Genomic DNA, 22,540 nt, shown 5'->3' on the forward strand with positions numbered 1-22,540 from the left:
GCAGGGTCATTGCCCTGGTTCCCCGGTGTCACCGGGGATGTGCTCAAGCATTCTGGTCAGGTAGGGCTGCCGTGCGTTGGAGTTCGGTTGCTGCTCGGCGGGAGCACCGTCCTGCTGCGCCGGCACGCCGGCCTCCCGAGCCGGCTCGCCCACGGGCGCCGCGGACTTGGTGGCGGACGGCCTGTCCTCCGCGGGCGGCGCACCGACCGGCGCGACAGCGGCCGCGACCTCCGGCGCCGGCGTGTTCACCACATGCCTCGCCGGCGTGGCCTGGCTGCCTGGGGCGAGTTCGAGACCGACTGCGACCGACAGCGAAGTGACAAAGGTGATCGCCGCGGCAGCCAGTGCCGTCAGCGCCCCCGTGTAGGCCAGCTTGCGTGGGGGGTGCGGGGCGGCGACGGGCTTAGTGGTGCGCACGACCGACAGCAGCTCCTCGTCGGTGAATTCGGTGCTTTGCGCCGCGGCCAGCGCCGCCCCGCGAGCCACCGTCACCTGCGCCATGGTTTGCGCGAATACCGGTACCGGCAATGCCTTTTCGAGCTGCCACGAGAAGCCGTTGATTTCGTCATCCGCGCCGACGACGACCACGCCGCCTGGCTGCCAGCCACTTCGCCGGTCGAACATCCCCCGCAGCCAGCTGCTCAGCCCATCGAATCCGCCGCGAACGTGCTTGACGGCCGTCTGAGTGTCCCCGTTGTGGGTGTCGACCATGACGACGGTCGCCCACTCATGCTCGAGGATGCAGACCACCGTCTGCTGGTAACCGATGACCGGTGCAATGGCTCTGGCCAGGGCCTCGACCGCCTGGAGCAACCGGACCGGCACGACGTTGTGTAAACCCGCGTCGGTCAGCGCTTCCACCAGCAGCGCCGCCAGGGCGGACGCCTCGTCGGTCCAGGTCAGGCCGATGACCCGGACATGCTGCTCACCGGCTGCTGCCAGCGCGGTCACCCGCAACACCTCGTCTGCCACCTGCTGTGCGGTACTCAAGGCGCGCGCCCCGGTTCCGGCGCGCAACGTCAGCTCTCGATGGTCCAGGATGGTGCCGTCAGCGCCGTGCCCTTCGGCGAGCACCCATCCGACGGTGGTCGGTGTTACCGACAGCCCTAATACCGTATCCAAATTCGCACCTCAATCGGTCCCCACCTCCGACGCCCTCAGCAGCACAATCGCGCACCAAAAACTCCGCCGGTGCGGTGGCGTGAGAGGGGAACGGACCGGGATAGCGTGGTCTCCCTCGGCTTGCTCCGTCAGAGCCTACGCGGTCCTTCAGGGTTCGGCTCGCCCGGTCTTGAATTCGTGTCAAATTAGCAGGCCAAGCGAGATTGGGCGCCGAATCACCGCCGCATGCGCCAGGCGGGAACGCTCCGACTGTCAGGGCGCGGACGAGTGTGGCCTCAGGAACGCATCGTGCGCGAATCGAACGCTCGGGCGACCGGCGCGGGTGCTCCGCTTGCGCCGCGATATCGCTGCGCAGGCGAGCGAAATTGACGGCTCGAATTGTTTAGTGGGCACTTTGTACCGTGTGTCGTAGCTCCGACATTCGGTCGCGGTGACCCGCCCATCGATGCCGGTTCCTGGTGTTTTACGCTGCGACAGCCCGGCTGAACCCGTTTGCCGAAGCCAAGCAAACGGGGGCGCCGCCGCTTATCCCGGCGGCGAAATACCGGGCGAAAACCGATACCGGACCGAGACAACATCGCGTCCCAATCGACATATGACGTATTCGCACGGTAAATTCCTGCCGAGAGTTACGACGACCTAACGATAAGGGGCGCAGGTATGACAGACGTGAGCGAGAAGATCCGGGCCTGGGGGCGCCGGCTGTTGGTCGGTGCGGCAGCGGCTGTCACCCTGCCGGGCCTGGTAACTCTTGCGGGCGGAGCGGCGACGGCGGGGGCGTTCTCGCGCCCGGGCCTGCCGGTCGAATACCTGCAGGTGCCGTCCCCGAGTATGGGCCGCAACATCAAGGTCCAATTCCAAAGCGGCGGAAACGGCTCCCCGGCCGTATACCTGCTCGACGGGTTGCGGGCCCAGGACGACTACAACGGCTGGGACATCAACACGCCCGCCTTCGAGTGGTACTACAAGTCGGGCCTGTCGATCATCATGCCGGTCGGTGGGCAGTCCAGCTTCTACACCGACTGGTACAGGCCAGCCTGCGGCAAGGCCGGCTGCTCGACCTATAAGTGGGAGACGTTCCTGACCAGCGAGCTGCCGCAATGGCTGTCGGCCAACAGGAGTGTCAAGCCCACCGGCAGTGCCGCGGTCGGGATCTCAATGGCGGGCGCCTCGGCGATGAATCTGGCGAACTACCACCCTGCTCAGTTCATCTACGCCGGTTCGCTGTCCGGCTACCTCAGCCCGTCCACCGGGCAGGGCTGGATAGGTCTGGCGATGGGGGATGCCGGCGGCTACAAGAAGGAAGACATGTGGGGGCCGGATAACGACCCGGCCTGGGTGCGCAACGACCCCTTGGTCAACGTCAACCTGCTTGTCGAACATAACACCCGGCTCTGGGTGTACTGCGGCAACGGAACTCCGAACGAACTGGGCGGTGCGAATTTGCCGGCCACGTTCCTGGAGAGCAACTTCATGATCGGCGTCAACAAGAAGTTCCAAGACGCCTACAACGCCGCGGGCGGCCACAACGCCGTGTTCAACTTCCCGCCCTACGGAACCCACAGCTGGGAGTACTGGGGAGCGCAGCTCAACGCCATGAAGGCCGACCTGCAGAGCAGCCTGGGAGCGACCCCCGGCGGCGGCGGATAACACCCCTGTCGGACGTCGCTGCGGCGCTTGACGGTAATCCGTCGGGCGCCGTAGCGCGTTAGGGGCCGCTACCGGGCCTGGGAAACCGGTCTGTGACATCGGTCCAGGCCGTCGTGTCCTTGCGATGGTCGTTGACGTTCCGGCATTGGCCGTAGACACGCGCGACGCCCAGGCTCGGATCCTCGCTTTGGCGATACACAACCACGGTGACGGCATCCTTCGAGAGGATCCTCGCAAACACGTGGTCGTTGGGAGGCAGACCCTCGGTCCAGCCGTGGGTGACCAGGGTGGTCGCGAGGTCGGGGAAATAGGTATCCGCCCGCGCGGCGGCGGGTAGCGCGAAGGTCAGGTAGATCGTGCCCTGATACGGCGGGTCATCCCGGTCCTTGCACGACATCAACGTGTAGCCGGCGGAGGCCGTGTGCAGACCGGTCAGGCCGACGATTTCCTTGGCCGAGTCGAGCACCTGAGCCTCGGACTGGTCGTCGGTGACGGGGTTGGCCGGATGGTCGACCGGGTCCGACGGGGTCGAGTGCAGCTTGCCCACCGAGAGGAAGGCGCCGCCCAGCAGCAGCGAGGCCCCCAGCGCGGCAGCGGTCAGCGCCCGAATCTGCTTCGAGCGCAACGAGTTTCCGCGTTTGCGACCGGCTTCCCGGCGGGGATCATCGGTGGTCTCGGACATCAGCGGTTAGGTTAACTCCGGCACTGGCCGTCGGCGGGTATTTCCGGTCCGGCCGTCCAGGCCACAATGACGATCATGGCCCGCACCGATTGGCGCCCCCGCTGTCACGCCACCGTTGTCGCGTTGTGCGCAACGGCCGGTGGGCTGGCCGTGCTGGGCGTGACACTGCTGGCATCACGGGCCGGAGCCGCTCCGAGCAGCCCGCTGAGCGAGCTGGTTGACGCCGCAGCCCAGCGGTTGGCCGTCGCCGAGCCGGTGGCGGCGTTCAAATGGGCTTCGCACGCTTCCATCGAGGATCCCGGCCGCGTGCAGGAGGAGCTGGTTAAGTTGCGCGCCGACGCGGAGGCGGCGCACGTCGACCCTGGCTACGTGGCCCGCGTCTTCGGCGATCAGATCACAGCCACCGAGGCAATCGAATACAGCCGGTTCGCCGACTGGAAACTCAACCCGGCGATCGCTCCCGATGCACCGCCGGACCTCTCGGCGTCGCGGTCGACCATCGATGGTCTCAACCAAACGATGCTGACTCTGATAGTGGCCAACTGGCCGCTCTTGCATTCGCCGGCTTGCCGGCAGCAGCTGGACGCCGCCAGCACCGACGTCATGCGGCTTCGCCGGCTCGACGGGCTCTACCAACGAGCCCTGTCGTCGGCGACCCAGTCCTATTGCCAGGGCTGATTTACCCATTTCTCATCAACTTCTAAATTGCCATTCGGCTTCCCTGAAGCGGATTTCCGCTGATAGCGGCTTTATCTCGCGAGATTTTCGAATCGGTAACGCTTCGGATACGCCCGGCGATTTGTTTGACATGAGCAAACTCTGCATGCGTCTCGTCAAGTCCGCCGCCCTGGCCGGGATCTCTGCGGTATCGCTGACGTCGATCGGCGGCGTGGCCAACGCGGCTCCCCCGTCTCCTAACTGGGATGCGGTGGCGCAGTGCGAGTCCGGCGGCAATTGGCAGGCCAACACCGGCAACGGCGAATACGGTGGGCTGCAATTCAAGCCGGGCACCTGGGCCGAATTCGGCGGTGTCGGGAACCCGGCGGCCGCGTCCAGAGAGCAGCAAATCGCCGTCGCCAACCGGGTTTTCGCCCAGCAGGGGCTGGATCCCTGGCCCAAATGCGGTGACGCCTCCGGGCTTCCGGTCGCGTGGTATTCGCACTCCGCGCAGGGCATCAAGGAGATGATCAACGGGCTCATTCATGCCGCTGCGCCGCATTAGCGAACGTCTTCGTCCACGTGCTCTTGGGAATGCTTTTGGGTCTATGAGCCAGCCGGAAGCTGTGTTTGGATCGGGCCATGGAAGGTTCGGCGACTGTTCATATGGCGGCACCTGCCGACAAAATCTGGGATCTGATCGCAGATGTCCGCAACACCCCACGGTTCTCCCCAGAGGTATTCGAGTCGGAGTGGGTGGGTGGTGCGACGGGCCCGGCACTCGGCGCTAAATTCCGCGGTCACGTTCGGCGGAACGAGATAGGACCGGTGTATTGGACGACCTGCCAGGTGACCGCGTGCGAGCCGGGCCGTGAATTCGGGTTCGCCGTTCTGCTCGGCGACAGGGCCGTCAACAACTGGCATTACCGGCTGGCGCCCAGCGGTGGCGGCACCGACGTCACCGAGTCCTTCCGGCTCAACCCGGCGCCGTGGCTGGGCGTGTACTGGCTGCTCGGCGGATTTCTGCGCAAGCGACGCAACATCCGCGACATGACCACGACGCTGAACCGCATCAAGGATGTGGTCGAGGCCGGAAGGGCGACGTGAAATCGGTCGTCATCGCCGGTGCGGGCAGTGCCATGGCGCGAGAGCATCCGCTTGATCGACGTGATCAAGGGATTGAGCCCGGAATTCGTGCGCGGGCGCATCGTCAAGTCCCTGCCCGCGCTGATGCCGAACGGCGGTACAAGGAGGTGATGTGGTGCAAATCCGTTTGCTTGCAATAGGTTTCATCGTCGTCGCAGGTGTGGCGGGGTGCGGACAAAAGCAGACGACGCCGCTGAAGCCCGCCCGGGTGACCATCGACGGCGCCACTCACACCGCGCGCCCGGCCGCGTGCAGTCAAATCCAGGCCTACCGCACCCTCGACATCCCCGACCACAGTGGCCACATCGAGGCGGTCGTGGTACTCAATGGCGACCGGGCCATCCCGCAGTGGGTGAAGATCCGCGACGTCGACGGGTTCACGGGCAGCTTCTGGCAAGGCGGGGTGGGAGACGCGCACGCCGACGTCACCAACACTGCCTACACGATCACCGGCAGCGCTTATGGGATCAACAGGAACAACCCCGACAAAGTGGTGACTACCGACTTCAAGATCACCGCCGAGTGTTGAGACTTTCCCGGCCTTCGGGCCTCCGACCTACGCTGGTGAAGAGACCCGAGGCGATGGAGGACCGGTGAAGCAGAGATTGCACTGGCTGGCGATGCACGGCTTCATCCGCGGCGTCGCGGCCGCCGGCATGCGGCGGGGTGACCTGCAGGCGCGGTTGATCGCCGATCCGACGGTTGCCGCCGATCCGGTGCCGTATTACGACCAATTACGGGCCCTCGGCCCGCTGGTGAAGGGCCGCGTCAACTACCTGACGACTGACCACTCGCTGGCGCATGAGCTGCTGCGGTCGGACGACTTCCGGGTGGTGAACATGGGCTCGAATCTGCCCGCGCCGCTGCGCTGGTTGGAGCGCCGCACCCGCGACGATCTTCTGCACCCGTTGCGCGAGCCGTCATTGCTGGCCGTCGAGCCGCCGGAGCACACCCGCTACCGAAAGACGGTGTCGGCAGTGTTCACCCCCCGCGCGGTCGCCACGCTGCGTGATCGGGTGGAGCAGACCGCGGATGGTCTCCTCGATCGGCTGTGCGGCCAGGCTGGTGGCTCCCGAGTCATCGACATTGTCGCGGGCTATTGCTCGCAGCTTCCGGTCGCCATCATCAGCGACATCCTGGGCGTACCCGAGCGAGACCGTCCGCGGGTCCTGGAGTTCGGCGAGCTGGCCGCGCCGAGCCTCGACATCGGATTGCCCTGGCCGCAGTACCGGAAGGTGCAGGAAGGGATCGCCGGTTTCAACTTCTGGCTCGCCGGTCACTTGGGGGAATTGCGGCGCGCCCCCAGCGACAATTTGATGAGCCAGTTGATCCAGATGGCCGAAAGCGGCTCCGCCGAAACGCATCTGAACGAGAGCGAACTGCAGGCGATCGCCGGACTGGTATTGGCCGCCGGATTCGAGACCACGGTCAACCTTTTGGGCAACGGCATTCGCATGTTGCTGGACACGCCCGGACACCTGGAAACGCTGCGTCAACGTCCCGAACTGTGGCCCAACGCCGTCGAAGAGATCTTGCGGCTGGACTCGCCGGTGCAGCTCACCGCGCGGGTGGCGCTCCGTGATGTCGAGGTGGGCGGCATGCGAATAACACGCGGCGAGCTGGTGATCATTTATCTGGCCGCAGCGAATCGGGATCCGTCGGTGTTCCCCGATCCCCACCGGTTCGACATCGAAAGGCCAAACGCGGGAAGGCATCTCGCGTTCTCTGGGGGCCGGCACTTCTGCCTTGGCGCTGCGCTTGCGCGTGCCGAGGGCGAAGTGGGTCTGCGCACCTTTTTCGACCGGTTCCCCGAGGCGCGCGCGGCGGGGACCGGAAGCCGGCGGCAGACACGGGTGCTGCGCGGATGGTCGACGCTGCCGGTGGCCCTGGGGCCGGCACGGTCGATGGCTCACGTCGACGTCTAGGGACCCGTCGCGCACAGCCGTCAGCGGCGGCGGCGCCGCCGACGCCGCCGGCTCGGCCAGTATCTGCTGCCGGAACACGCCGCGACGAGCGCGGTGGGGCTGGCGGTCACCGCGACGAGCAGCAGTCGTCGCATCGCCTCGCGGCGGGTCATCAGGCCGTCGGCCCGGTCGGCTCCCATCTCCTCGGAGATATCGCGCTGAGATCTCACGTCGCCAAGTATGCGGCAAAGCCGCAGTTTGACTCGCGCGAGTCACGATTCATCGAACCGATTAGTCCGAGCCGATCCCCGGGGCGGTCGCCGGAGCGGCTCCCCGAAGCTGCCAGTGGCGCACGGGCGCCCACGCGAGTCCGCCGGGCGGCGCATTGCCGTCTGGATGTGGTTGACACCCTGGTCGCAACCGAGTTTATTGGCCGCTATGACAGAGGTCTCTGCGGTCGCGGTCGAGGACGTCGTAATCGGGCTATGGCGCGCGCTGTCGCGGCGGGACTGGGACGCGGTCCAGACGTTCCTCGCGGATGACTGCCTCTACGTCGACATGCCGGTCCCCGCGCTGGCGGCACGCGGCCCGGAAAACATCGTGAAACGGCTCAAGATGGGACTGGAACCGCTCGCGGGTTATGAGAACCACGACGGTCTGCTGCTGTCCAACGGCACCGACGTTACCTACGAGCATTCGGAGACGTGGAATTTCACGACGGGCGAACGGGGCGTACTCAGATTTGTCACCGTACACAAGGTCGTCATGCAAAACGGTGAGCCCAAGGTCGCGCTGTGGAAGGACTACTGGGACATGAACAGCCTCGTCAGCTTCGCGCCTCCCAATCATTTCGAAGGTCTTGCCACCGGCGATACGTCCTGGATCTTCGACGCGACGGGCCTCGTCTGACGGACCGCGAGTGCCAAGCGACGGTGAGTTGAAGGCGTCCATGGAGGCGACACCCCGCCCGCGTCGGTCCGCCCTGTACCTGCCCGGCAACAAGCCAAGGGCGCTGGACAAGGCCAAGGGGCTGGCGGCCGACGTGCTGATTTTCGACCTCGAGGACGCCGTCGGGCCCGACGCCAAAGCCGACTCCAGGGTCGCGGTATTCGACGCGATCGCCTCAGGCGGCTACCGGCCCCGCGAAATCGTCGTGCGCATCAACGCCGTGGGCACCGACTGGCACACCGCCGACCTGGCCGCCGTGGCCGGTTGCACCGCCGATGGCGTGCTCGTGCCGAAAGTGGATACCGGCCAACAGGTTCGGGCGCTAACCGCCGCACTCGACCAGCTTGGCGCCCCGGAGTCGCTACGGCTGTGGGTGATGGTGGAAACGCCCCGTGCCATCCTGCGAGCCGAGGAGATCGCCGCTGCCGACGAGCGCCTGGCCGCCCTGGTTGTCGGCACCAATGACCTCGTCAACGACCTGCACGGCCTGCACGTGCCCGGGCGCGCGACGCTGACGGCTGCCCTGTCGATGGCGGTGCTGGCAGCCAGGGCCGCCGGAAAGGCGATCCTTGATGGCGTATTCAACGACATCACCGACGAAGCCGGGTTTGCAGCCGAGGCCCGACAGGGTCGCGAAATGGGTTTCGACGGCAAGACCTTGATCCATCCATCCCAAATCGCTTCGGCCAACGAGCTTTTCGGCCCCTCCCAAGACGAGCTAGAACGCGCGCGCAAAGTCGTCTCGGCTTATGAGCAGGCGCAGGCCGCCGGCCACAGCGTCATCACGGTTGACGGCCGCATGGTCGAAAGCCTGCACGTGCGGGACGCCCAGCGGATCCTCGCCCTTGCCGATCTCATCGCCGAGTTGCAGTCGGCGACCTGATCATTGCCCTACGCCCCGCGGGTCTGCCTCCCAAGGTGCCGGCGCGAAGTCAGGTTCAGGGTCGGTGCCACCACCCGCTCCGACGACTGCCGGCCCGCTCCGATCCTTGGGTTCTGCCTGCCAATTCCGAAGCGCCGAAGGCAGCGGCAGGGCCGCTCGTCACCCAGCTACGGCTATGACTCGACGAGCCTCTTGAGGCACTTCAGGTCCGCGGCCAGCGTGCGCCCCACCTGGCGCACGGCGACGCGGTCGGCGATGTAACCGAGTATTCCGCCGGGTGCCTGATAGGACAGCCGGAAGGTCACCTTCGTCTTACCATCCCCGCAGTCCCGCAGCCGGAACCGGCCGCGCAGGCTGACGCCCGTGATACCCGCCCAGGCGATGTCGCGGCCTTCGTCGAACTCGACGACCTCGATCAGGCCTCCGACCGGAACCGAACCGATCTTCCAGTGGACGGTGTAACGCGCGCCCACGCCGCGGTCCACGTCATTCGAGGACTCCCAGCGCTCGAGGTTCGTCATGAACGACGGGTAGCAGTCCGGGTCGCTGACCACCTTCCAGACCGCGTCGCGATCTGCCTGCAAAACACATTGGCGTTCGACGCGCATCAGCCGATCACCGGGAATCGACGTTCGGCGGCGAGGCGGTCGACGCCACCCTGCAGGCTGGCGATCACCTTGTCGTGCACGGCCTGGTCGTCCCCGTCGACCTCGATCGGGTCCTGCACCTCGATGACGATCTTCGTCGGCAACGGGATGTGGCCCGCCAGGTCGCTGATGTTGAGGCCCCACGGCAGCGCCAGCGATATGGGGATGCTCTTGAGCCGCAGCAACTTATCCGTCATCAGCAACTTGGCCAGCCACTGCCCGCGGCTGAGAAACAGCGCGGCCTCCTGTCCACCCACGCTGGCCACGGGGACGATCGGCACGCCGGCCTCACGGGCCAGCCGCACGTAACCCATGCGGCCGCCGAAGTCCACCTTGTGACGTTCCCATGACGGACGGAAGACCTCGTAGTCTCCGCCGGGGTAGACCAGCAGCGCCGCTCCGGTCTCCAATGCGAGGCGGGCATTTTCGGGGTTGGCGGCGACGGTGCCGAACTTTCGCAGCCAACCCAGCGGTGGCGCGGAGACGACGAGGTTGTGGGCCAACTGGTAGAACGGCCGCTCGACGCCGAAGTAGGAGCAAAACGCGAGGGTGAAGACGAACGTGTCCGGAGGGACGTTGCCGCCACTGTGGTTGCCGACCAGAAGCACCGGCCCTTCTGGCGGAATCCGATCCAGGCCCCGCACGTCGGCCCGGAAGTAGAGCGAAGCCAGCAGCCAGGTCCCCGGCAGCTGGTCGCGAATGTAATCGGGGTCCCGCTGGTCGAGGTCGGCCTTGGGCACCCGCGTCGCCACTTGGTCGCGGATCCATTCCAAGGCGCCTCCCACGGAAGCCATAGCGCGCTGTATACCCCGCTACCGACGTCGGTCAAACGCGATAGAGCCGGGCTGCGTTGTCGCGCGCAATCAGGTCGACCACCCGGATGGCATCGCCCTCGCTCCAGTCGCCCTCGGCGACAAATCCGCTTAACACGTGGTGAATGCCCTTGCGCCACAGGGCCGCTCCGAGGAAATGCAATTCCGGCGGGCCGAATCCGTCGGACGAGTACACAATCCTGCCGAAGGGCGCCATTTCCAGCAGTCGCGCGACGAACGCCGGTCCGCTCGCCCCGAGGTGGTTCACGCTCAAGCCGCCGTCGAGGTAGACGTGGTCGAACGCCTGCGCCAGGTAGCCGGCTTCGCGCTCGTACGGATAACAGTGCAACAGCACGATGGGCGTTTCCGCGGCCGCGCGCAAAAAATCGAGCAGGAGAAGCGGGTTGGTCTTGTGCAGATCGCTCTCCCGGTCGCCGAAGCCGACGTGGAATTGCAACGGCTTGCCGAGCCGCAAGGCCTGATGTAGCCCGAAACGCAGCAGGACGCGATCCTGCAGCCGGGTACCGCCACGGTCGCGCCACCGGCCGGCAGCCTCGGCGACCTCTGGCGCCGACGGCTCGGTGAGAGCACCGTCGAACCCGCCTCGGTAGGCCAAGATGGACTTGGTGCCCACCGCCGTCGCCGCGCGGCGGTGGAGGATCTCCTCGAAGGCAGCGGCGTAGTCGCCCGGCGCCTGCGCGGCCTCCTCGGCCACCTGTTCGAGACGGACGACCTCGTGGGCGCGCGCGCCCGACAACCCGGCCAGATCGGCCAGGCCCGCCAGGCCTTCCGGGTCACCACCGATCCCCGTGTCCACCAGCCAGTCACTCACATTGGCGGCCGACAAGAACAGGCGGGCCAGCTCGGTGTCGTCGTATTGTCGGCGGCGCTCCCAATATGCTTGCGGCTCCGCGTGTTTGGGGAGGCCGAGCAGAGGTGCGCAGTGGGCGCGCACGGCGAAGCCGAGCTGGGAGTCGAAGCCCGAATATACGATCGGTCCGGTGTTGGCCTCGTTGAGCGCGTTCTCGAACCGAGCGCGCTCACCCGACGTCAGCCAGCATCCGTGCATGTGCTGATCGATCAACGCCGCGCCGTCGATGTGCCCTGCCAGGTCCGAATGGCCGGGCAGCGTCACAGGCTCCACGCCATCCGGAACCTGTCCGCCAGTTGCTCCGGCCCAAGGCTTCCGTAACGCTCGTGCTCCATGCGGCGGACGGCGACCACCATGTCCACGGCGGGGTCGCCCAGGAGGCTCCGCAACAGCGTCGAATTGTCAAGCGCATCAATGGCTTCGGTTTGGTCTTCGGGCAGCCGCGCGATGCCGGCGCGCTCGCGCTCGGATTCGGAGAGGCTTGCCGGGTCGGACGCCGTTTGGGGCGGCAGCGCCGCTTGGCGCTTGATTCCCTCCAGCGCCAGTCCCAGAATCGCCGCCGAGGCCAGGTATGGGTTGGCCGAGGGATCGACGACCTTCACCTCGACATTCCCGCCGTGCGCACTGCCCGGACCGCCTTCGACGAATCGCACTGCGGCCTCGCGGTTCTCGATGCCCCAGCACGCGTAGGCCCCGGCCCAGTTACCCGGCCGCATCCGCAACCCGGACACGATGGAGCCGCACAGAATGCCTTGGGCTTCGAGCAGCCCACCCAGTATCCCGGCAACCGTGCTCTCCCCCTCCGGGGTCATGCCCGCGACACCCGTTCCGTCGGTAAACAGTGGCCCTTCGGGCTCCCCTTCCGTCTTGGTCAGCGAGAAGTGTTGGTGGGCACCGGATCCGACGCTGCCGGCAAAAGGCACCGGTGACAGGCTGACGCGAAGCCCGTGGCGGCGGGCGGCCCGGCCGATGATCAGCCGCGTCAGCACCAGCTGGTCGGCCGCGGCCACCGGCGACAACGGCGACAGCGAGATCTCGAATTGATTGGGCCCGTATTCCGGATGAAGCTGCTCGATCCCGACGCCGGCCACGGTCGCGGCGGCATTGACGTCGCGGACGAACGCCTCGTGTTCGAGTACGCCCGCCAGGCCGTACTGCGCCCACAGCGTCGCCGGCAGCCGGCTACCGTCTGGGCCGACCAGCAAAAATTCGATCTCGTGGCCGACCGCCGCCTCGAGGCCGGCCGCCTTGAGGGCCGCCTCGATGCGGCCCAGCGTTCCGCGGGCGCATGCTGGGACGGGCGTTCCGTCCTGTTCGAAAAATGCGGCAGGCGCCCATGCCAGGCCGTCGCCGACGATGCGCAGACCCGACAAATCTATGCGGAGGCGCTGATCCCCGACCACCCCCACGTCGTCGGTGAATGCGATCCCGCTCTGGTCGATGGCGAACGCATGCCACGAGGGACTGGCGCCGAGGCCGGGCTCCGCGAACGTGTTGGTCCGCCGGATCGGGACCGTCTTGGCCTGGGTCAAACCGGCGGGGTTCACCGAGGTGCCGATCACCGTGTCGACGCCCTCGGCCTCCAGTTGCGCGATTGCAGCGGCAGCGAGCGGGGTGGCTGTCATGCCGCGCTTATGCGCGGCTGGGCAAGGTCAGCTTGCAGGCCTGGCCGATGTCCAGGGTCCGCAGCATCCGCCCCATGCCCACCCACAGGGCGCAGGACATTGCCAGGTCGGCGAGCAGCTCTTCGGAGAAGTGCTCCTTGCACCTACTCCAGAAGTCTTCGTCGTCGCGCAACGTGGTGTGCTCGGTGCCGAAGCGATGCGCAAACTCCGCCGCGAGGCGCTCCTGTTCGCTGTATCCCGGCCAGGTGCGCCACTCCAGCGCGTGCTCATAGAGTTCCTCGTCGACGCCTGCGGCGGGCCCGTCGGCGTCGCGGGTGTTCATGCACACTGTGCATTCGTTGTCGTGGGCGATCACCGCCCGGGCCAGCTCGCGGGTGCGCATCGGCAGCCGGTTCTTGGTGTAGACCGCCTCGCTGAATTTGGCGATCGCGCCGCCGAGGTCGGGGGACTTCGCGGCCCAGCTGTAGAGGTCGTCGTCAGCGAAGGTTCCGATTCGGCTCATGGCGTGATGGTACGCCGGCCGGCACGGCTGCTGGAATCCTCTGGGTCTCAAGGCCGGCCAGCTCTCGGGGGTCTTCGCGCCAGTCGCGTTGGGCGACGATTCGGTGGGCGACGCGGTCGAGGGCGGCCTGGACCTGGGCGCGGTCGGGCCGTCCCGCAAAGCTCGGCGATCGGGTCAGCTTGTCGATGATCCATTCGCGAATCAACGTGGTGACGAAGTTGACCTCCCGCATGCCCTGCGGGGTGAGCCACAGATCGTCGACGTCGCGCATCGCGTAGCCGTCGTAGACGAGGCGATCGAAGGTCGGCTGGAGGACCTCGTACGGCAAGCCGAATTGGTCGCCGATTTTCGACAGCCGGGCCTGCCCGAACACCTGCGCGTTTCGGTGAATCTGTAGCAGGGCCCACAGCTGCGCCACGTCGAGCCGGCAGTCGGGTCGCATCGCGATGCTGCGCAGCCGCATGCCGGGAGCCCCCTGCAGCAGGCGGCCAATCGCGACCTCCAGCATCTCGTCGGGCGAGCGGCTCGTCGGCACGGCAAACGCCTCGCCGATGTCGCCGCGGTTGTTGCCGATGCCGCGCAGGGGCACCTCGCGCAGAAACAGCGCAAGGCCGAACCCGACCATGGCCACCGGCACCGCCCAGAGGAACACCCTGGTGAGCGAGTCGGCATAGGCGGCGACGATCGGGGCGGCCACGTTGTGCGGCAGCCGGTGCAGGGCCTCCGGGGACGCGGCCGCCGCGGCGGGCGCGCGGCTGGCGACCATGGCAGGACCGATGCGACTGTGCAGGAAGTTCGTGAACAGCGAACCGAAGATCGCGGCGCCGAATGAACTGCCGATCGTCCGGAAGAAGGTCACCCCCGAGGTCGCGACGCCGAGGTCGTCGAAGCTCGAGGTGTTCTGCACGATGAGGATGAGGGTCTGCATGCACATCCCGATCCCCGCGCCGAGAATGGCCAAAAACAGCGACTGGACAAGAGCCGGTGTCGACTGATCCATTCGCGACATCAGGAAGAACGCCAACGCCATCACCGCCGTGCCGGCGACGGGAAAGACCTTGTATCTGCCCGTCCGGCCCACCAGCACACCGCTGCCCATCGAGGTGGTCAGCATCCCGACCACCATGGGTAGCGTGCGCAGACCCGATGTGGTCGCGGAGACGCCGTCGACGAACTGCATGTAGGTCGGCAGGAAGGTCAGGGCGCCCAGCATGGCGAAGCCGACCACGGAGGACAGCACGCAGCACACGGTGAACACCGGGCTGGCGAACAGCCGCGTGGGCAGGATCGGCGAGGCGGCGCGGCTTTCCACCCAGGCGAAGATGGCCAGCGCCACCGCGGACCCGCCGAAAAGCCCGACAATCGTCGGCGAGCCCCACGGATAGGTGGTGCCGCCCCAGCTGGTGGCCAGCGTCAGGCCGGCGGCACCCAGCCCGACGAAGAGGATGCCGGCGTAGTCGATGACGGGTTTCGTCCGGGCGGAAATGGCTGGGATAGCCGCGGCTGCCACGAAGAAGACCACGACAGAAACCGGCATGTTGATCCAGAACGCCCAGCGCCACGTCAGGTGGTCGGTGAAGTAACCGCCGAGCAACGGCCCGATCACCGTGGTCACGCCGAACACCGCGCCCATGGCCCCCTGGTAGCGGCCGCGGTCGCGCAGCGGAATCACCTCACCGATCAGCGCCATCGCAGTCACCATGAGTCCGCCCCCGCCGATGCCCTGCAGCGCCCGCGATGCCACCAGCATGCCCATCGAACCCGAAAGGCCGCACAGCACCGACCCGGCGACAAAGAACACGACGGCCGCCTGAAAGACCCGCTTGCGGCCGAAAAGGTCCCCGAACTTCCCGACGAGCGCGGTGGTGATCGTCGAGGCCAGCAGGTAGCTGGTGACCACCCACGACTGGTGCCCCGCCCCGCCGAGATTGGCGACGATGGTCGGCAGCGCCGTCGCGACGATGGTCTGGTCCAGCGCGGCCATCAGCATGCCGAGCAAGACTGCGACGAAGATGAAATTTCGTCGCTTGGGGTAGACCGCGGTGTCGCTGGTTGCGGACTCGGCAGCCTCGCCGGCCGGGACCGCTGTGGGTGTCGCGCTCGTCATGCCTGCCTTCCCTGGGCGTCGATGCTTATGAGTGCCCAGGGTTAGGTGGCAGCAACCAAACTGGCGCCCCGCCGGCGCGACGTCAGTGCGAAAAATGGCTTGGGTTTTCGCAGCGCCGTTACGTTCGCGGGGCCGCGCGTGCGGCGCCTCGTTAGGCGATCATCACTTGGGTGGGCGGGACACGCACTGTGCCGAGTACAGTTCCTCGCCCAACTTCTCCATCAGCTCGAGCTGGGTCTCCAGGTAGTCGATGTGCAGTTCCTCGTCGCCGACGATCTTCTCGAGCAGGTTGGCGCTGGTGGTGTCCTGCTTCTCCCGGCACATGATGATGCCCGGCTTGAGCCGGTCCATCACCTCGTATTCGATCGCGAGGTCGGCCTCGAATTGCTCGCGAAGCGTCTGGCCGATGCGCAGCGAGAAGAGGCGCTGGAAGTTGGGCAACCCGTCGAGCAGCAGGATGCGGTCGGTGATCTCCTCGGCGTGCCGCATTTCGTCGAACGACTCCGCGCGGGTGTGCGCCGCCAACTCGGTGAAGCCCCAATTCTCCTGCATCTTCGAATGCAGGAAGTACTGGTTGATGGCGGTGAGCTCGCTGGTCAACTGCTCGTTGAGCAGGCGCAAAACGTCCGGATCACCCTGCACGACAACTCCTAGGCGTGTAAAGGCTGCGCCGTGTGGACGCAGACCGGCCGACCTGTACCAGCACTTTGCCACGCGAGTTTGGAATCTTCCAGCAAGGTATGGCTGGGCTTGGCGTGTTGCGTCCGATGAGCTCCAAGACGCGCCATGTCACTGGCGGTTAGGTTAGACTCTGCTAACGAACTTAGGTTAGACTCCACTAATATGCGGCGGGTGTCGGCTTACGGTCACGTGCGGGGGGTGCGCTGATGTACGTATGCCTATGTGTGGGCGCCACCAATCAGACCGTGTCGGAAGCCGTCGCGCGGGGGGCGTCCACGTCCAAAGAGATTGCCGCCGCATGCGGGGCCGGCGGCGACTGCGGGCGTTGCAGGCGCACGCTGCGCGCGATCGTTGCGGCGACCCGCGCATGCGAACCCGCTCGGTCGCGTTAGCGGCTCTCCGCCGTTTGCGGAATGGCGCCGTTTGCGGAATGGGGCCGTTTGTGGCATCAGCGTCGTTCGTTGAAATCGGCCAGGGCCGCAGCATTGGCCTGGCCGCCCATCAGCTCGGCGAAGTGGGCGTTTTCCCGCGCGCTGGCCGCGGCGATCCCGGGACGTATCGGTTCCATCATCGTGTGCTTGACGGCCATGAGGCTCGAGATCGGCCGTGCCGCAAGGGTTTCGGCATGCCGCCGAGCTTCGGGCAGCAACTTGTCCGGATCGCAGACCCGCCAGACGAGCCCCATCCGCAATGCCTCGTCGGCGCTGACCCATTCCGAGGACATCAACAGCCAGGCGGCGTTTTGCCGCCCCACCAGTTGCGGCATCAGGTATGACGACGCCGCCTCCGGCGCCACACCCAGGCTGGTGAACGGGCACTTCAGCCGAGCCGTTGAGGACATGAACGCCAGATCGGCGTAGCCGAGGATGGTGGCGCCGATCCCTACCCCGACGCCATTCACGGCACAGATCAGGGGCTTGGGAAACGCGCTGAGCGCATTGATCAGGCCGGTGAAGCCGTGTTTTCCCGGGGTGAAGTCGAGATCGGTGATGCGCGCCTGCATCTCGGCGAGATCGGTGCCGGCGCAAAAACCCCGGCCGGCGCCCGTCAGCAGGACGACCGCGACCGCTGGATCGTCGGCGGCGGCCAAAAGCGCTTCCGTCGCGGCGTCGTAGAGCGCCTCGTTGAACGCGTTGAGAGCTTCCGGCCGGTTCAGCGTGAGGGTGCGCACCCGCTGGGCATCGTCTATCTGCAGAATCACGGCTGCAGCCTAACGGGTCGTGCCGGCTCAGCCGTTGCTGTAGACGCGGGTGGGCGCCATCAACACGACCGCACGCCGCTCTTTGGCCATCACGTGGTCGTACTCATCCCAGTTGTCGTGGGTGCCACCTGCGGCAGTGAACACCTCACGGAGCAAGAGCCGCAACCGATCATCCGTCAGCCAAGGCTGGGCGTCGTCCGGGCCGGCCAGCTCGGCGGTGCCCTCGACGGTGGCCCACTGCCACCCGTGGCGGAAGGTGACCGCCAGCTGCGGGCGTGCGCGCAGGTTGGCCAGTTTGACCTTGCCGTAGGTGGTGAAACCCAAGACCGGCTCGCCGGTCGCCGGGTGGGGCAACAGGCCCACGTTGACCAGCGAAGCCTGCACCGTAGCGTCGGCGCGCACGGTGGAAACCACGGCCAGCCCGTTCTCCGGCGCGGCCAGGGCCACGGCGTCGTTCAATGTCGTCATCTTGAAAAGTTCCTCACTCTATGAACGGCCTCGTGAAGACGTAACGGCTGGTCGGCACGGTGTCGATGTTTTCGTTGGCGCCGAACGCAGTGGTACTGGCGACCATCTGGCTTATTCGGTTCTGCAGGTCCTCGTCGTCGACGGCACCGAAGAACGCCTTCAGATCGGTGATCGCCTCCGCGGGAAACAACTCCTCGACGATGCCCGCGATTCCCGGCGCGCCCGGAGTCAGTGTTCGTACCACCCAGTTCTGGGTGTAGCCGAAGGTGGACTGCGTCGCGATGGCCACGGGCGTATGGTCACGCTGCCACCTCGTCAGCCAGGTCGCCTGGTCAAGAGCCGCGGGGCGGCGTAGCAGTGCTATGTTGGCCAATCCCGTTGTACGGCAACCCGGTTCGGTCATCTGGGCGGGCAGCGGGACCGACTCGGTGACCAGGTACGCAGCGAGTTGATCGCATTCGTTCTCGAGCAGGTCGAGCGCGGCCGCCAGCTGCTCGCCGTAACACTGCTGGGTCCACAGGCTGACCACGGCGGCGACGGGCGGGTCCAGAGTCGTCAGCGTCATCAAGGAGTGGCGTACCGCGTCGTCGCGGACATTGACCGACAACCCGGGCACACCCAGGTCCAACAGCGCCTCGGCGATCGGGCCTCGTTGCCGGGTGCACCAGTCCTCATGCGAGTCGGTGCGCATCAGCACCGCGATGACCTTCTCCATAGCAGTGAACCTACCGTTGACCAGGCGCTATTTGACCGGGCGGACCTCGTGTTCCTGCCCGATCAGTTTTCCGATCACAGCGGCCAGCTCACGGTAGGGCTCGTCGCGGCCGCTCGATGAGCGGAACACCAGGCCGATCCGTCGTCCCGGGCGCGGGGCGGCAAACTGCGCCAGGCCGAGGCGGCTTCTGGCGGCCTCGACCGGAACCGCGCTCTGCGGAATCAGCGTGACCCCCAACCCCCCGGTCACGCACTGCACCGCGGTCGCCAGTGACGCCGCGCGGGTGTTGGCCAGTTCCGCGCGCACGCCCGCCTTATGGCAGACGTCGAGGGCCTGGTCGCGCAGGCAGTGGCCGTCGTCCAGCAACAGCAGCGGCAGCTCGGCCAACGCCGTCGCGGGTACCCGGCGTTTGCCGGACAGCGGATGCCCGGGTGGCAGTGCGAGCACGAAATCTTCGTCGTAAATCGGGACCGCGGTCAGCCCCGCCGCCTCGATGGGCAAGGCGACCAGCGCCGCATCCAGCGCCCCTTCGCGCAGTAGCGTCAGCAGCCGTTCGGTCTGGTCCTCGATCACTCGCAGGGTCAGCGACGGGAGCTCCCGGGATAGCCCGGCCAATAGGGCCGGCAGCACGTATGGCGCGACGGTGGGAATCAACCCCAGCCGCACGCCGGCGCGCAGCGGATCGGATGCCCCCGAGGCCGCGGCGGTGAATCGGTCGACCGCCTCGACGACGCGCAGGGCGTGCGGCAGTAGCTGCTTGCCCTCGGTGGTCAAAAAGACTCGGCGCGTGGACCGCTCGACGAGCCTGGTGCCCAGGCCGGTCTCGAGGGCCGCGAGCGCCTGCGACAACGTGGACTGATTCACGCCGAGAGTTGTTGCGGCGCTGCTGAACTGCTGCTTTTCCGCCACCGCGACGAACGCGCGAAGTCCGGCGAGGGTGGGCTGATAATTCTTATCGGTCATGCCTATAACTATAGTGTGATATATCACTTTTACTTCAGAACGACTTCGCGGCATCATGGAGGACGAACAGCTAATCTTGATTAGATCCAGATAAGGAGACGGTATGTCCCTGCTTACCATCGGCGATCAGTTCCCCGCCTACGAGTTGACCGCTCTGATCGGCGGCGACCTGTCGAAGGTCGACGCGAAGGAGCCCGGCGACTACTTCACCACCATCACCAGCGAGGACCACCCCGGTATGTGGCGCGTGGTGTTTTTCTGGCCGAAGGACTTCACATTCGTCTGCCCAACCGAGATCGCGGCATTCGGCAAGCTGAATGACGAGTTCGCCGACCGCGACACGCAGGTCCTGGGCGTCTCGATCGACAGCGAGTTCGTGCACTTCCAGTGGCGCGCGCAGCATGAAGACCTCAAGAAGCTGCCGTTCCCGATGCTTTCGGACATCAAGCGGGAGCTCTCGTTGGCCACCGGCGTGCTCAACGACGAGGGCGTCGCGGACCGCGTGACCTTCATCGTGGACCCGAACAACGAGATTCAGTTTGTGTCCGCGACCGCCGGATCCGTGGGGCGTAACGTCGATGAGGTGCTGCGGGTACTGGACGCGTTGCAGTCCGACGAGTTGTGCGCGTGCAACTGGCGCAAGGGCGACCCGACGCTGGACGCCGGCGAACTGCTCAAGGCTTCGGCGTAGGTCAGGAGGGCGACATGAGCGTCGAAAACCTCAAAGATGCGCTGCCCGAATACGCCAAGGACCTGAAGCTCAACCTAGGATCGATCACGCGCGGCACCGAGCTGAGCGCGGAGCAGCTCTGGGGCACCCTGCTGGCGAGTGCCGCCGCAACGCGAAACACGCGGGTGCTGGCCGAGATTGGCGCGGAAGCGGCCGAAAAACTGTCCGCCGAGGCATACCAGGCGGCACTGGGAGCCGCGTCGATCATGGCCATGAACAACGTGTTCTACCGTGGCCGGGGTTTCCTCGAGGGTAAGTACGACGATCTGCGGGCGGGATTGCGGATGAACATCATCGCCAATCCCGGTGTGGAGAAGGCGAACTTCGAGCTGTGGTGCTTCGCGGTGTCTGCCATCAATGGGTGCCCGGACTGCGTGGCCGCCCACGAGCGCACGCTCCGCGAAGCCGGTACCAGTCGCGAGACCATCCAGGAGGCGTTGAAGGCCGCCGCGATCGTATCCGGCGTGGCGCAGGCGCTCACCGCCTCGCAGACGCCGGCCACCGTCGGCTGACACGTGACCGCGTCCTGGGTGGAACATGCCATTTGGTGGCAGGTTTATCCCCTGGGCTTTGTCGGGGCGTTTCCAGCGGATCGGCCGCCGCAGCCGGGCGAACACCGGCTGCGCCGGCTCGTCGACTGGTTCGACCACGCCATCGCGCTCGGGGCCTCGGGGATCGCGCTGGGACCGATCTTCGCCTCCCGCACACACGGTTACGACACCACCGATCACTACCGCATCGATCCGCGGCTCGGCGACGACGCCGACTTCGACCACCTCCTCGCGGAGGCCCGTCGCCGCGGGCTGCGCGTTCTGCTAGACGGCGTCTTCAATCACGTCGGCCTCGACTTCCCCCGTTACCGGGAGGCCGCGCCCGGCTGGTTCACCGGAGACACCTTCGAGGGACACTCGGAACTCGTCACGCTCAACCACGACAACCCCGAGGTCATCGACTACACCGTCGACGTTATGACCCACTGGTTGGGCCGAGGCGCGGACGGCTGGCGCCTGGACGCCGCATACATTGTGCCGGAACACTTTTGGGCCACGACCCTGCCGAGGGTCCGCGAGCAGTTTCCGGATGCCTGGTTCGTGGGCGAGCTCATCCACGGCGACTATGCCGGGGTGGTCGAGGCGGCCACCTTCGATTCGGCCACCCAGTACGAGTTGTGGAAGGCGATCTGGAGCAGCCTGAACGACGGCAACTTCTTCGAGCTGGACTGGGCGATGCAGCGGCACAACGATTTTCTGCGAAGCTTCGTCCCGCTGACGTTCATCGGCAATCACGACGTCACCCGCATCGCGAGCAAGCTCGAACGCCCCGAGCACGTGGCCCACGCCCTGGTCCTCCTGCTGACCGTCGGCGGCGTGCCCAGCGTGTATGCGGGTGACGAACTCGGATTCCGCGGCATCAAGGAGGAACGGTACGGCGGCGACGACGCGGTGCGCCCCGAGTTCACCTCTCCCCCAATGGAATTGGATCCCTTCGGCGCCCGAATGTGGGCACTACACCAGTACCTGGTTGGGCTACGGCGCCGGCACTCCTGGCTGCACGCGGCGACGACCACCGCCAAGCGGCTGGACAACCGGCACTACGTCTACGAGACCCGCCGCGGCGACGACGCGCTGCTGGTCGCCCTCAACATCGACGACCAGCCCCTGCGCCTCGCGCTGCCGGAACTGGGCGCCGCGCGCGCCGAGGTGGTCGGCGGATCGGCTGCCCCGCCCCGGGAGGTGGTGGACGCGCTGGTCGTCGAACCGCACGGCTGGCGGATCCTCAGTCCCGCCTAGCGAGTCGCGCCGCTGTCACCGGGTCCTCCTCGCCGCCGTAGTACGTGTCCAGCAGCGCAACGAAGTCGGCGTTGTCCTCGGCGGCGCGGGCGAACAGCGTCATCGATGAGCGCAGCTTAAGGTCGTCGGGCGACCCGAAAATCTGCTTGGCGGAACGGCCCTGGACCTCGTTGACCAGCCGGGTGCACTCGCGCAGGCGCGGCCCGAGGAGGTCGTGCCGCAGGTACGCGCGGGCCTCGTCGACCGAGGCGATGCCATAGCGGTCCGCCATCGGGCTGCTGCCCAGTCCCCGCAGCTGCGGGAAGACGAACCACATCCAGTGGCTGCGTTTCCGTCCTGCACGCAGCTCGTCGACCACATCGTCATAGACCCGGTCCTGCGCATCCACGAAGCGCTTCAGGTCGAAGGGGTCACTCGCCGGCGGCATGTGACTACG

The 22,540-nt window shown here is 66.6% G+C and carries 28 protein-coding genes; 13 read left to right on the top strand and 15 right to left on the bottom strand.

What is annotated here, in order from left to right; all coding sequences use genetic code 11:
• Window positions 1–6 precede the first annotated feature (6 nt).
• Entirely contained in the window at window positions 7–1,122 is a 1,116-nt protein-coding gene (locus JO059_RS07600) for a hypothetical protein (RefSeq protein ID WP_293315481.1), read from the bottom strand.
• A gap of 660 nt (window positions 1,123–1,782) precedes the next feature.
• Between JO059_RS07600 and ag85B the strand changes: the two genes are divergently transcribed.
• Complete coding sequence (ag85B, locus tag JO059_RS07605; RefSeq protein ID WP_293315482.1) at window positions 1,783–2,772, top strand: diacylglycerol acyltransferase/mycolyltransferase Ag85B; 990 nt, start codon at window positions 1,783–1,785, stop codon at window positions 2,770–2,772.
• A 58-nt stretch (window positions 2,773–2,830) separates the two neighbouring features.
• Here ag85B and JO059_RS07610 read toward each other — a convergent pair whose 3' ends face one another.
• Window positions 2,831–3,454: a hypothetical protein gene (locus JO059_RS07610; RefSeq protein WP_293315483.1), complete on the bottom strand. Its 624-nt coding sequence runs from the start codon at window positions 3,452–3,454 to the stop codon at window positions 2,831–2,833.
• Between the two features lie 75 nt (window positions 3,455–3,529).
• On the opposite strand from JO059_RS07610, the gene JO059_RS07615 reads away from it, so the two are divergent.
• The 6 genes from JO059_RS07615 to JO059_RS07640 all read left to right on the top strand — a co-directional run bounded on the left by JO059_RS07615 (window position 3,530) and on the right by JO059_RS07640 (window position 7,182).
• Window positions 3,530–4,132, top strand: coding sequence for a chorismate mutase (locus JO059_RS07615; RefSeq protein WP_293315484.1), 603 nt, complete (start codon window positions 3,530–3,532; stop codon window positions 4,130–4,132).
• Window positions 4,133–4,262: 130 nt separating this feature from the next.
• Window positions 4,263–4,676 carry a resuscitation-promoting factor RpfC gene (gene rpfC / locus JO059_RS07620; protein WP_293315485.1) on the top strand — a complete coding sequence of 138 codons (414 nt, stop codon included), beginning with the start codon at window positions 4,263–4,265 and terminating at the stop codon, window positions 4,674–4,676.
• Between the two features lie 59 nt (window positions 4,677–4,735).
• On the top strand, window positions 4,736–5,218 hold the full coding sequence (locus tag JO059_RS07625) for an SRPBCC family protein (protein WP_293315523.1): 483 nt from the start codon (window positions 4,736–4,738) through the stop codon (window positions 5,216–5,218).
• 27 nt (window positions 5,219–5,245) lie between these two features.
• On the top strand, window positions 5,246–5,368 hold the full coding sequence (locus JO059_RS07630; protein WP_293315530.1) for a hypothetical protein: 123 nt from the start codon (window positions 5,246–5,248) through the stop codon (window positions 5,366–5,368).
• Between the two features lie 4 nt (window positions 5,369–5,372).
• Window positions 5,373–5,786: a lipoprotein LpqH gene (locus JO059_RS07635; RefSeq protein ID WP_293315524.1), complete on the top strand. Its 414-nt coding sequence runs from the start codon at window positions 5,373–5,375 to the stop codon at window positions 5,784–5,786.
• A gap of 64 nt (window positions 5,787–5,850) precedes the next feature.
• The gene (locus JO059_RS07640) at window positions 5,851–7,182 is read left to right on the top strand and encodes a cytochrome P450 (protein ID WP_293315486.1); all 1,332 of its coding nucleotides are present in this window, start codon (window positions 5,851–5,853) and stop codon (window positions 7,180–7,182) included.
• A gap of 20 nt (window positions 7,183–7,202) precedes the next feature.
• On the opposite strand, the gene JO059_RS07645 is transcribed toward JO059_RS07640, so the two are convergent.
• Complete coding sequence (locus tag JO059_RS07645; RefSeq protein ID WP_293315487.1) at window positions 7,203–7,391, bottom strand: hypothetical protein; 189 nt, start codon at window positions 7,389–7,391, stop codon at window positions 7,203–7,205.
• A gap of 208 nt (window positions 7,392–7,599) precedes the next feature.
• On the opposite strand from JO059_RS07645, the gene JO059_RS07650 reads away from it, so the two are divergent.
• On the top strand, window positions 7,600–8,070 hold the full coding sequence (locus JO059_RS07650; protein ID WP_293315488.1) for a nuclear transport factor 2 family protein: 471 nt from the start codon (window positions 7,600–7,602) through the stop codon (window positions 8,068–8,070).
• Window positions 8,071–8,110: 40 nt separating this feature from the next.
• Window positions 8,111–8,992 carry a CoA ester lyase gene (locus tag JO059_RS07655; protein ID WP_293315525.1) on the top strand — a complete coding sequence of 294 codons (882 nt, stop codon included), beginning with the start codon at window positions 8,111–8,113 and terminating at the stop codon, window positions 8,990–8,992.
• Between the two features lie 173 nt (window positions 8,993–9,165).
• Here the strand turns inward: JO059_RS07655 and JO059_RS07660 are convergent, their stop codons facing one another.
• The 7 genes from JO059_RS07660 to bfr all read right to left on the bottom strand — a co-directional run bounded on the left by JO059_RS07660 (window position 9,166) and on the right by bfr (window position 16,198).
• Entirely contained in the window at window positions 9,166–9,600 is a 435-nt protein-coding gene (locus JO059_RS07660) for an SRPBCC family protein (protein ID WP_293315489.1), read from the bottom strand.
• Window positions 9,600–10,433, bottom strand: coding sequence for a lysophospholipid acyltransferase family protein (locus JO059_RS07665; RefSeq protein ID WP_293315490.1), 834 nt, complete (start codon window positions 10,431–10,433; stop codon window positions 9,600–9,602). Before JO059_RS07665 ends, JO059_RS07660 begins: the two co-directional genes overlap by 1 nt.
• A gap of 31 nt (window positions 10,434–10,464) precedes the next feature.
• The gene (locus tag JO059_RS07670) at window positions 10,465–11,520 is read right to left on the bottom strand and encodes an amidohydrolase family protein (protein ID WP_293315526.1); all 1,056 of its coding nucleotides are present in this window, start codon (window positions 11,518–11,520) and stop codon (window positions 10,465–10,467) included.
• A 62-nt stretch (window positions 11,521–11,582) separates the two neighbouring features.
• Window positions 11,583–12,947, bottom strand: coding sequence for a glutamine synthetase family protein (locus JO059_RS07675; protein ID WP_293315491.1), 1,365 nt, complete (start codon window positions 12,945–12,947; stop codon window positions 11,583–11,585).
• A 7-nt stretch (window positions 12,948–12,954) separates the two neighbouring features.
• Window positions 12,955–13,449: a carboxymuconolactone decarboxylase family protein gene (locus tag JO059_RS07680; RefSeq protein ID WP_293315492.1), complete on the bottom strand. Its 495-nt coding sequence runs from the start codon at window positions 13,447–13,449 to the stop codon at window positions 12,955–12,957.
• Window positions 13,424–15,556 (bottom strand): MDR family MFS transporter, encoded by a 2,133-nt coding sequence (locus JO059_RS07685; RefSeq protein WP_293315493.1) that lies wholly within the window; start codon window positions 15,554–15,556, stop codon window positions 13,424–13,426. Before JO059_RS07685 ends, JO059_RS07680 begins: the two co-directional genes overlap by 26 nt.
• Before the next feature lie 162 nt (window positions 15,557–15,718).
• On the bottom strand, window positions 15,719–16,198 hold the full coding sequence (gene bfr / locus JO059_RS07690) for a bacterioferritin (protein WP_293315494.1): 480 nt from the start codon (window positions 16,196–16,198) through the stop codon (window positions 15,719–15,721).
• Between the two features lie 245 nt (window positions 16,199–16,443).
• On the opposite strand from bfr, the gene JO059_RS07695 reads away from it, so the two are divergent.
• On the top strand, window positions 16,444–16,629 hold the full coding sequence (locus JO059_RS07695) for a (2Fe-2S)-binding protein (protein WP_293315495.1): 186 nt from the start codon (window positions 16,444–16,446) through the stop codon (window positions 16,627–16,629).
• 56 nt (window positions 16,630–16,685) lie between these two features.
• On the opposite strand, the gene JO059_RS07700 is transcribed toward JO059_RS07695, so the two are convergent.
• Genes JO059_RS07700 through JO059_RS07715 form a run of 4 tightly spaced genes read right to left on the bottom strand, consistent with a single transcriptional unit; the run spans window position 16,686 to window position 19,584 of the window.
• Complete coding sequence (locus JO059_RS07700) at window positions 16,686–17,438, bottom strand: enoyl-CoA hydratase-related protein (protein WP_293315496.1); 753 nt, start codon at window positions 17,436–17,438, stop codon at window positions 16,686–16,688.
• A 27-nt stretch (window positions 17,439–17,465) separates the two neighbouring features.
• A complete protein-coding gene (locus JO059_RS07705) occupies window positions 17,466–17,906 on the bottom strand; it encodes a TIGR03618 family F420-dependent PPOX class oxidoreductase (RefSeq protein ID WP_293315497.1) in 441 nt (146 codons plus the stop codon).
• Between the two features lie 13 nt (window positions 17,907–17,919).
• The gene (locus JO059_RS07710; protein WP_293315498.1) at window positions 17,920–18,621 is read right to left on the bottom strand and encodes an EthD domain-containing protein; all 702 of its coding nucleotides are present in this window, start codon (window positions 18,619–18,621) and stop codon (window positions 17,920–17,922) included.
• Between the two features lie 27 nt (window positions 18,622–18,648).
• Window positions 18,649–19,584, bottom strand: a complete 936-nt coding sequence (locus tag JO059_RS07715) for a hydrogen peroxide-inducible genes activator (RefSeq protein WP_293315499.1) — start codon at window positions 19,582–19,584, stop codon at window positions 18,649–18,651.
• A gap of 103 nt (window positions 19,585–19,687) precedes the next feature.
• Here JO059_RS07715 and JO059_RS07720 point away from each other — a divergent pair, with 103 nt between their 5' ends.
• From JO059_RS07720 to JO059_RS07730, 3 genes are read left to right on the top strand one after another with little or no spacing between them, the layout of a single operon-like run.
• Window positions 19,688–20,275, top strand: coding sequence for a peroxiredoxin (locus tag JO059_RS07720; RefSeq protein WP_293315500.1), 588 nt, complete (start codon window positions 19,688–19,690; stop codon window positions 20,273–20,275).
• A 14-nt stretch (window positions 20,276–20,289) separates the two neighbouring features.
• Window positions 20,290–20,826: an alkyl hydroperoxide reductase gene (locus tag JO059_RS07725; protein ID WP_293315501.1), complete on the top strand. Its 537-nt coding sequence runs from the start codon at window positions 20,290–20,292 to the stop codon at window positions 20,824–20,826.
• A 3-nt stretch (window positions 20,827–20,829) separates the two neighbouring features.
• The gene (locus tag JO059_RS07730) at window positions 20,830–22,104 is read left to right on the top strand and encodes an alpha-amylase family glycosyl hydrolase (RefSeq protein WP_293315502.1); all 1,275 of its coding nucleotides are present in this window, start codon (window positions 20,830–20,832) and stop codon (window positions 22,102–22,104) included.
• On the opposite strand, the gene JO059_RS07735 is transcribed toward JO059_RS07730, so the two are convergent.
• Window positions 22,091–22,531: a DUF1810 domain-containing protein gene (locus JO059_RS07735; RefSeq protein ID WP_293315503.1), complete on the bottom strand. Its 441-nt coding sequence runs from the start codon at window positions 22,529–22,531 to the stop codon at window positions 22,091–22,093. The genes JO059_RS07730 and JO059_RS07735 overlap by 14 nt on opposite strands.
• Window positions 22,532–22,540 lie beyond the last annotated feature (9 nt).

The organism is Mycobacterium sp., from assembly GCF_019247615.1.
Taxonomy (GTDB): domain Bacteria; phylum Actinomycetota; class Actinomycetes; order Mycobacteriales; family Mycobacteriaceae; genus Mycobacterium.

Excerpts from the sequence above, each read along its gene's own strand:
- ag85B (WP_293315482.1), top strand. The coding sequence starts at position 1,783 with ATGACAGACGTGAGCGAGAAGATCCGGGCCTGGGGGCGCCGGCTGTTG.
- JO059_RS07610 (WP_293315483.1), bottom strand. The coding sequence starts at position 3,454 with ATGTCCGAGACCACCGATGATCCCCGCCGGGAAGCCGGTCGCAAACGC.
- JO059_RS07615 (WP_293315484.1), top strand. The coding sequence starts at position 3,530 with ATGGCCCGCACCGATTGGCGCCCCCGCTGTCACGCCACCGTTGTCGCG.
- rpfC (WP_293315485.1), top strand. The coding sequence starts at position 4,263 with ATGAGCAAACTCTGCATGCGTCTCGTCAAGTCCGCCGCCCTGGCCGGG.
- JO059_RS07650 (WP_293315488.1), top strand. The coding sequence starts at position 7,600 with ATGACAGAGGTCTCTGCGGTCGCGGTCGAGGACGTCGTAATCGGGCTA.
- JO059_RS07655 (WP_293315525.1), top strand. The coding sequence starts at position 8,111 with ATGGAGGCGACACCCCGCCCGCGTCGGTCCGCCCTGTACCTGCCCGGC.
- JO059_RS07660 (WP_293315489.1), bottom strand. The coding sequence starts at position 9,600 with ATGCGCGTCGAACGCCAATGTGTTTTGCAGGCAGATCGCGACGCGGTC.
- JO059_RS07665 (WP_293315490.1), bottom strand. The coding sequence starts at position 10,433 with ATGGCTTCCGTGGGAGGCGCCTTGGAATGGATCCGCGACCAAGTGGCG.
- JO059_RS07670 (WP_293315526.1), bottom strand. The coding sequence starts at position 11,520 with ATGCACGGATGCTGGCTGACGTCGGGTGAGCGCGCTCGGTTCGAGAAC.
- JO059_RS07675 (WP_293315491.1), bottom strand. The coding sequence starts at position 12,947 with ATGACAGCCACCCCGCTCGCTGCCGCTGCAATCGCGCAACTGGAGGCC.
- JO059_RS07680 (WP_293315492.1), bottom strand. The coding sequence starts at position 13,449 with ATGAGCCGAATCGGAACCTTCGCTGACGACGACCTCTACAGCTGGGCC.
- JO059_RS07685 (WP_293315493.1), bottom strand. The coding sequence starts at position 15,556 with ATGACGAGCGCGACACCCACAGCGGTCCCGGCCGGCGAGGCTGCCGAG.
- JO059_RS07695 (WP_293315495.1), top strand. The coding sequence starts at position 16,444 with ATGTACGTATGCCTATGTGTGGGCGCCACCAATCAGACCGTGTCGGAA.
- JO059_RS07705 (WP_293315497.1), bottom strand. The coding sequence starts at position 17,906 with ATGACGACATTGAACGACGCCGTGGCCCTGGCCGCGCCGGAGAACGGG.
- JO059_RS07710 (WP_293315498.1), bottom strand. The coding sequence starts at position 18,621 with ATGGAGAAGGTCATCGCGGTGCTGATGCGCACCGACTCGCATGAGGAC.
- JO059_RS07715 (WP_293315499.1), bottom strand. The coding sequence starts at position 19,584 with ATGACCGATAAGAATTATCAGCCCACCCTCGCCGGACTTCGCGCGTTC.
- JO059_RS07720 (WP_293315500.1), top strand. The coding sequence starts at position 19,688 with ATGTCCCTGCTTACCATCGGCGATCAGTTCCCCGCCTACGAGTTGACC.
- JO059_RS07725 (WP_293315501.1), top strand. The coding sequence starts at position 20,290 with ATGAGCGTCGAAAACCTCAAAGATGCGCTGCCCGAATACGCCAAGGAC.
- JO059_RS07735 (WP_293315503.1), bottom strand. The coding sequence starts at position 22,531 with ATGCCGCCGGCGAGTGACCCCTTCGACCTGAAGCGCTTCGTGGATGCG.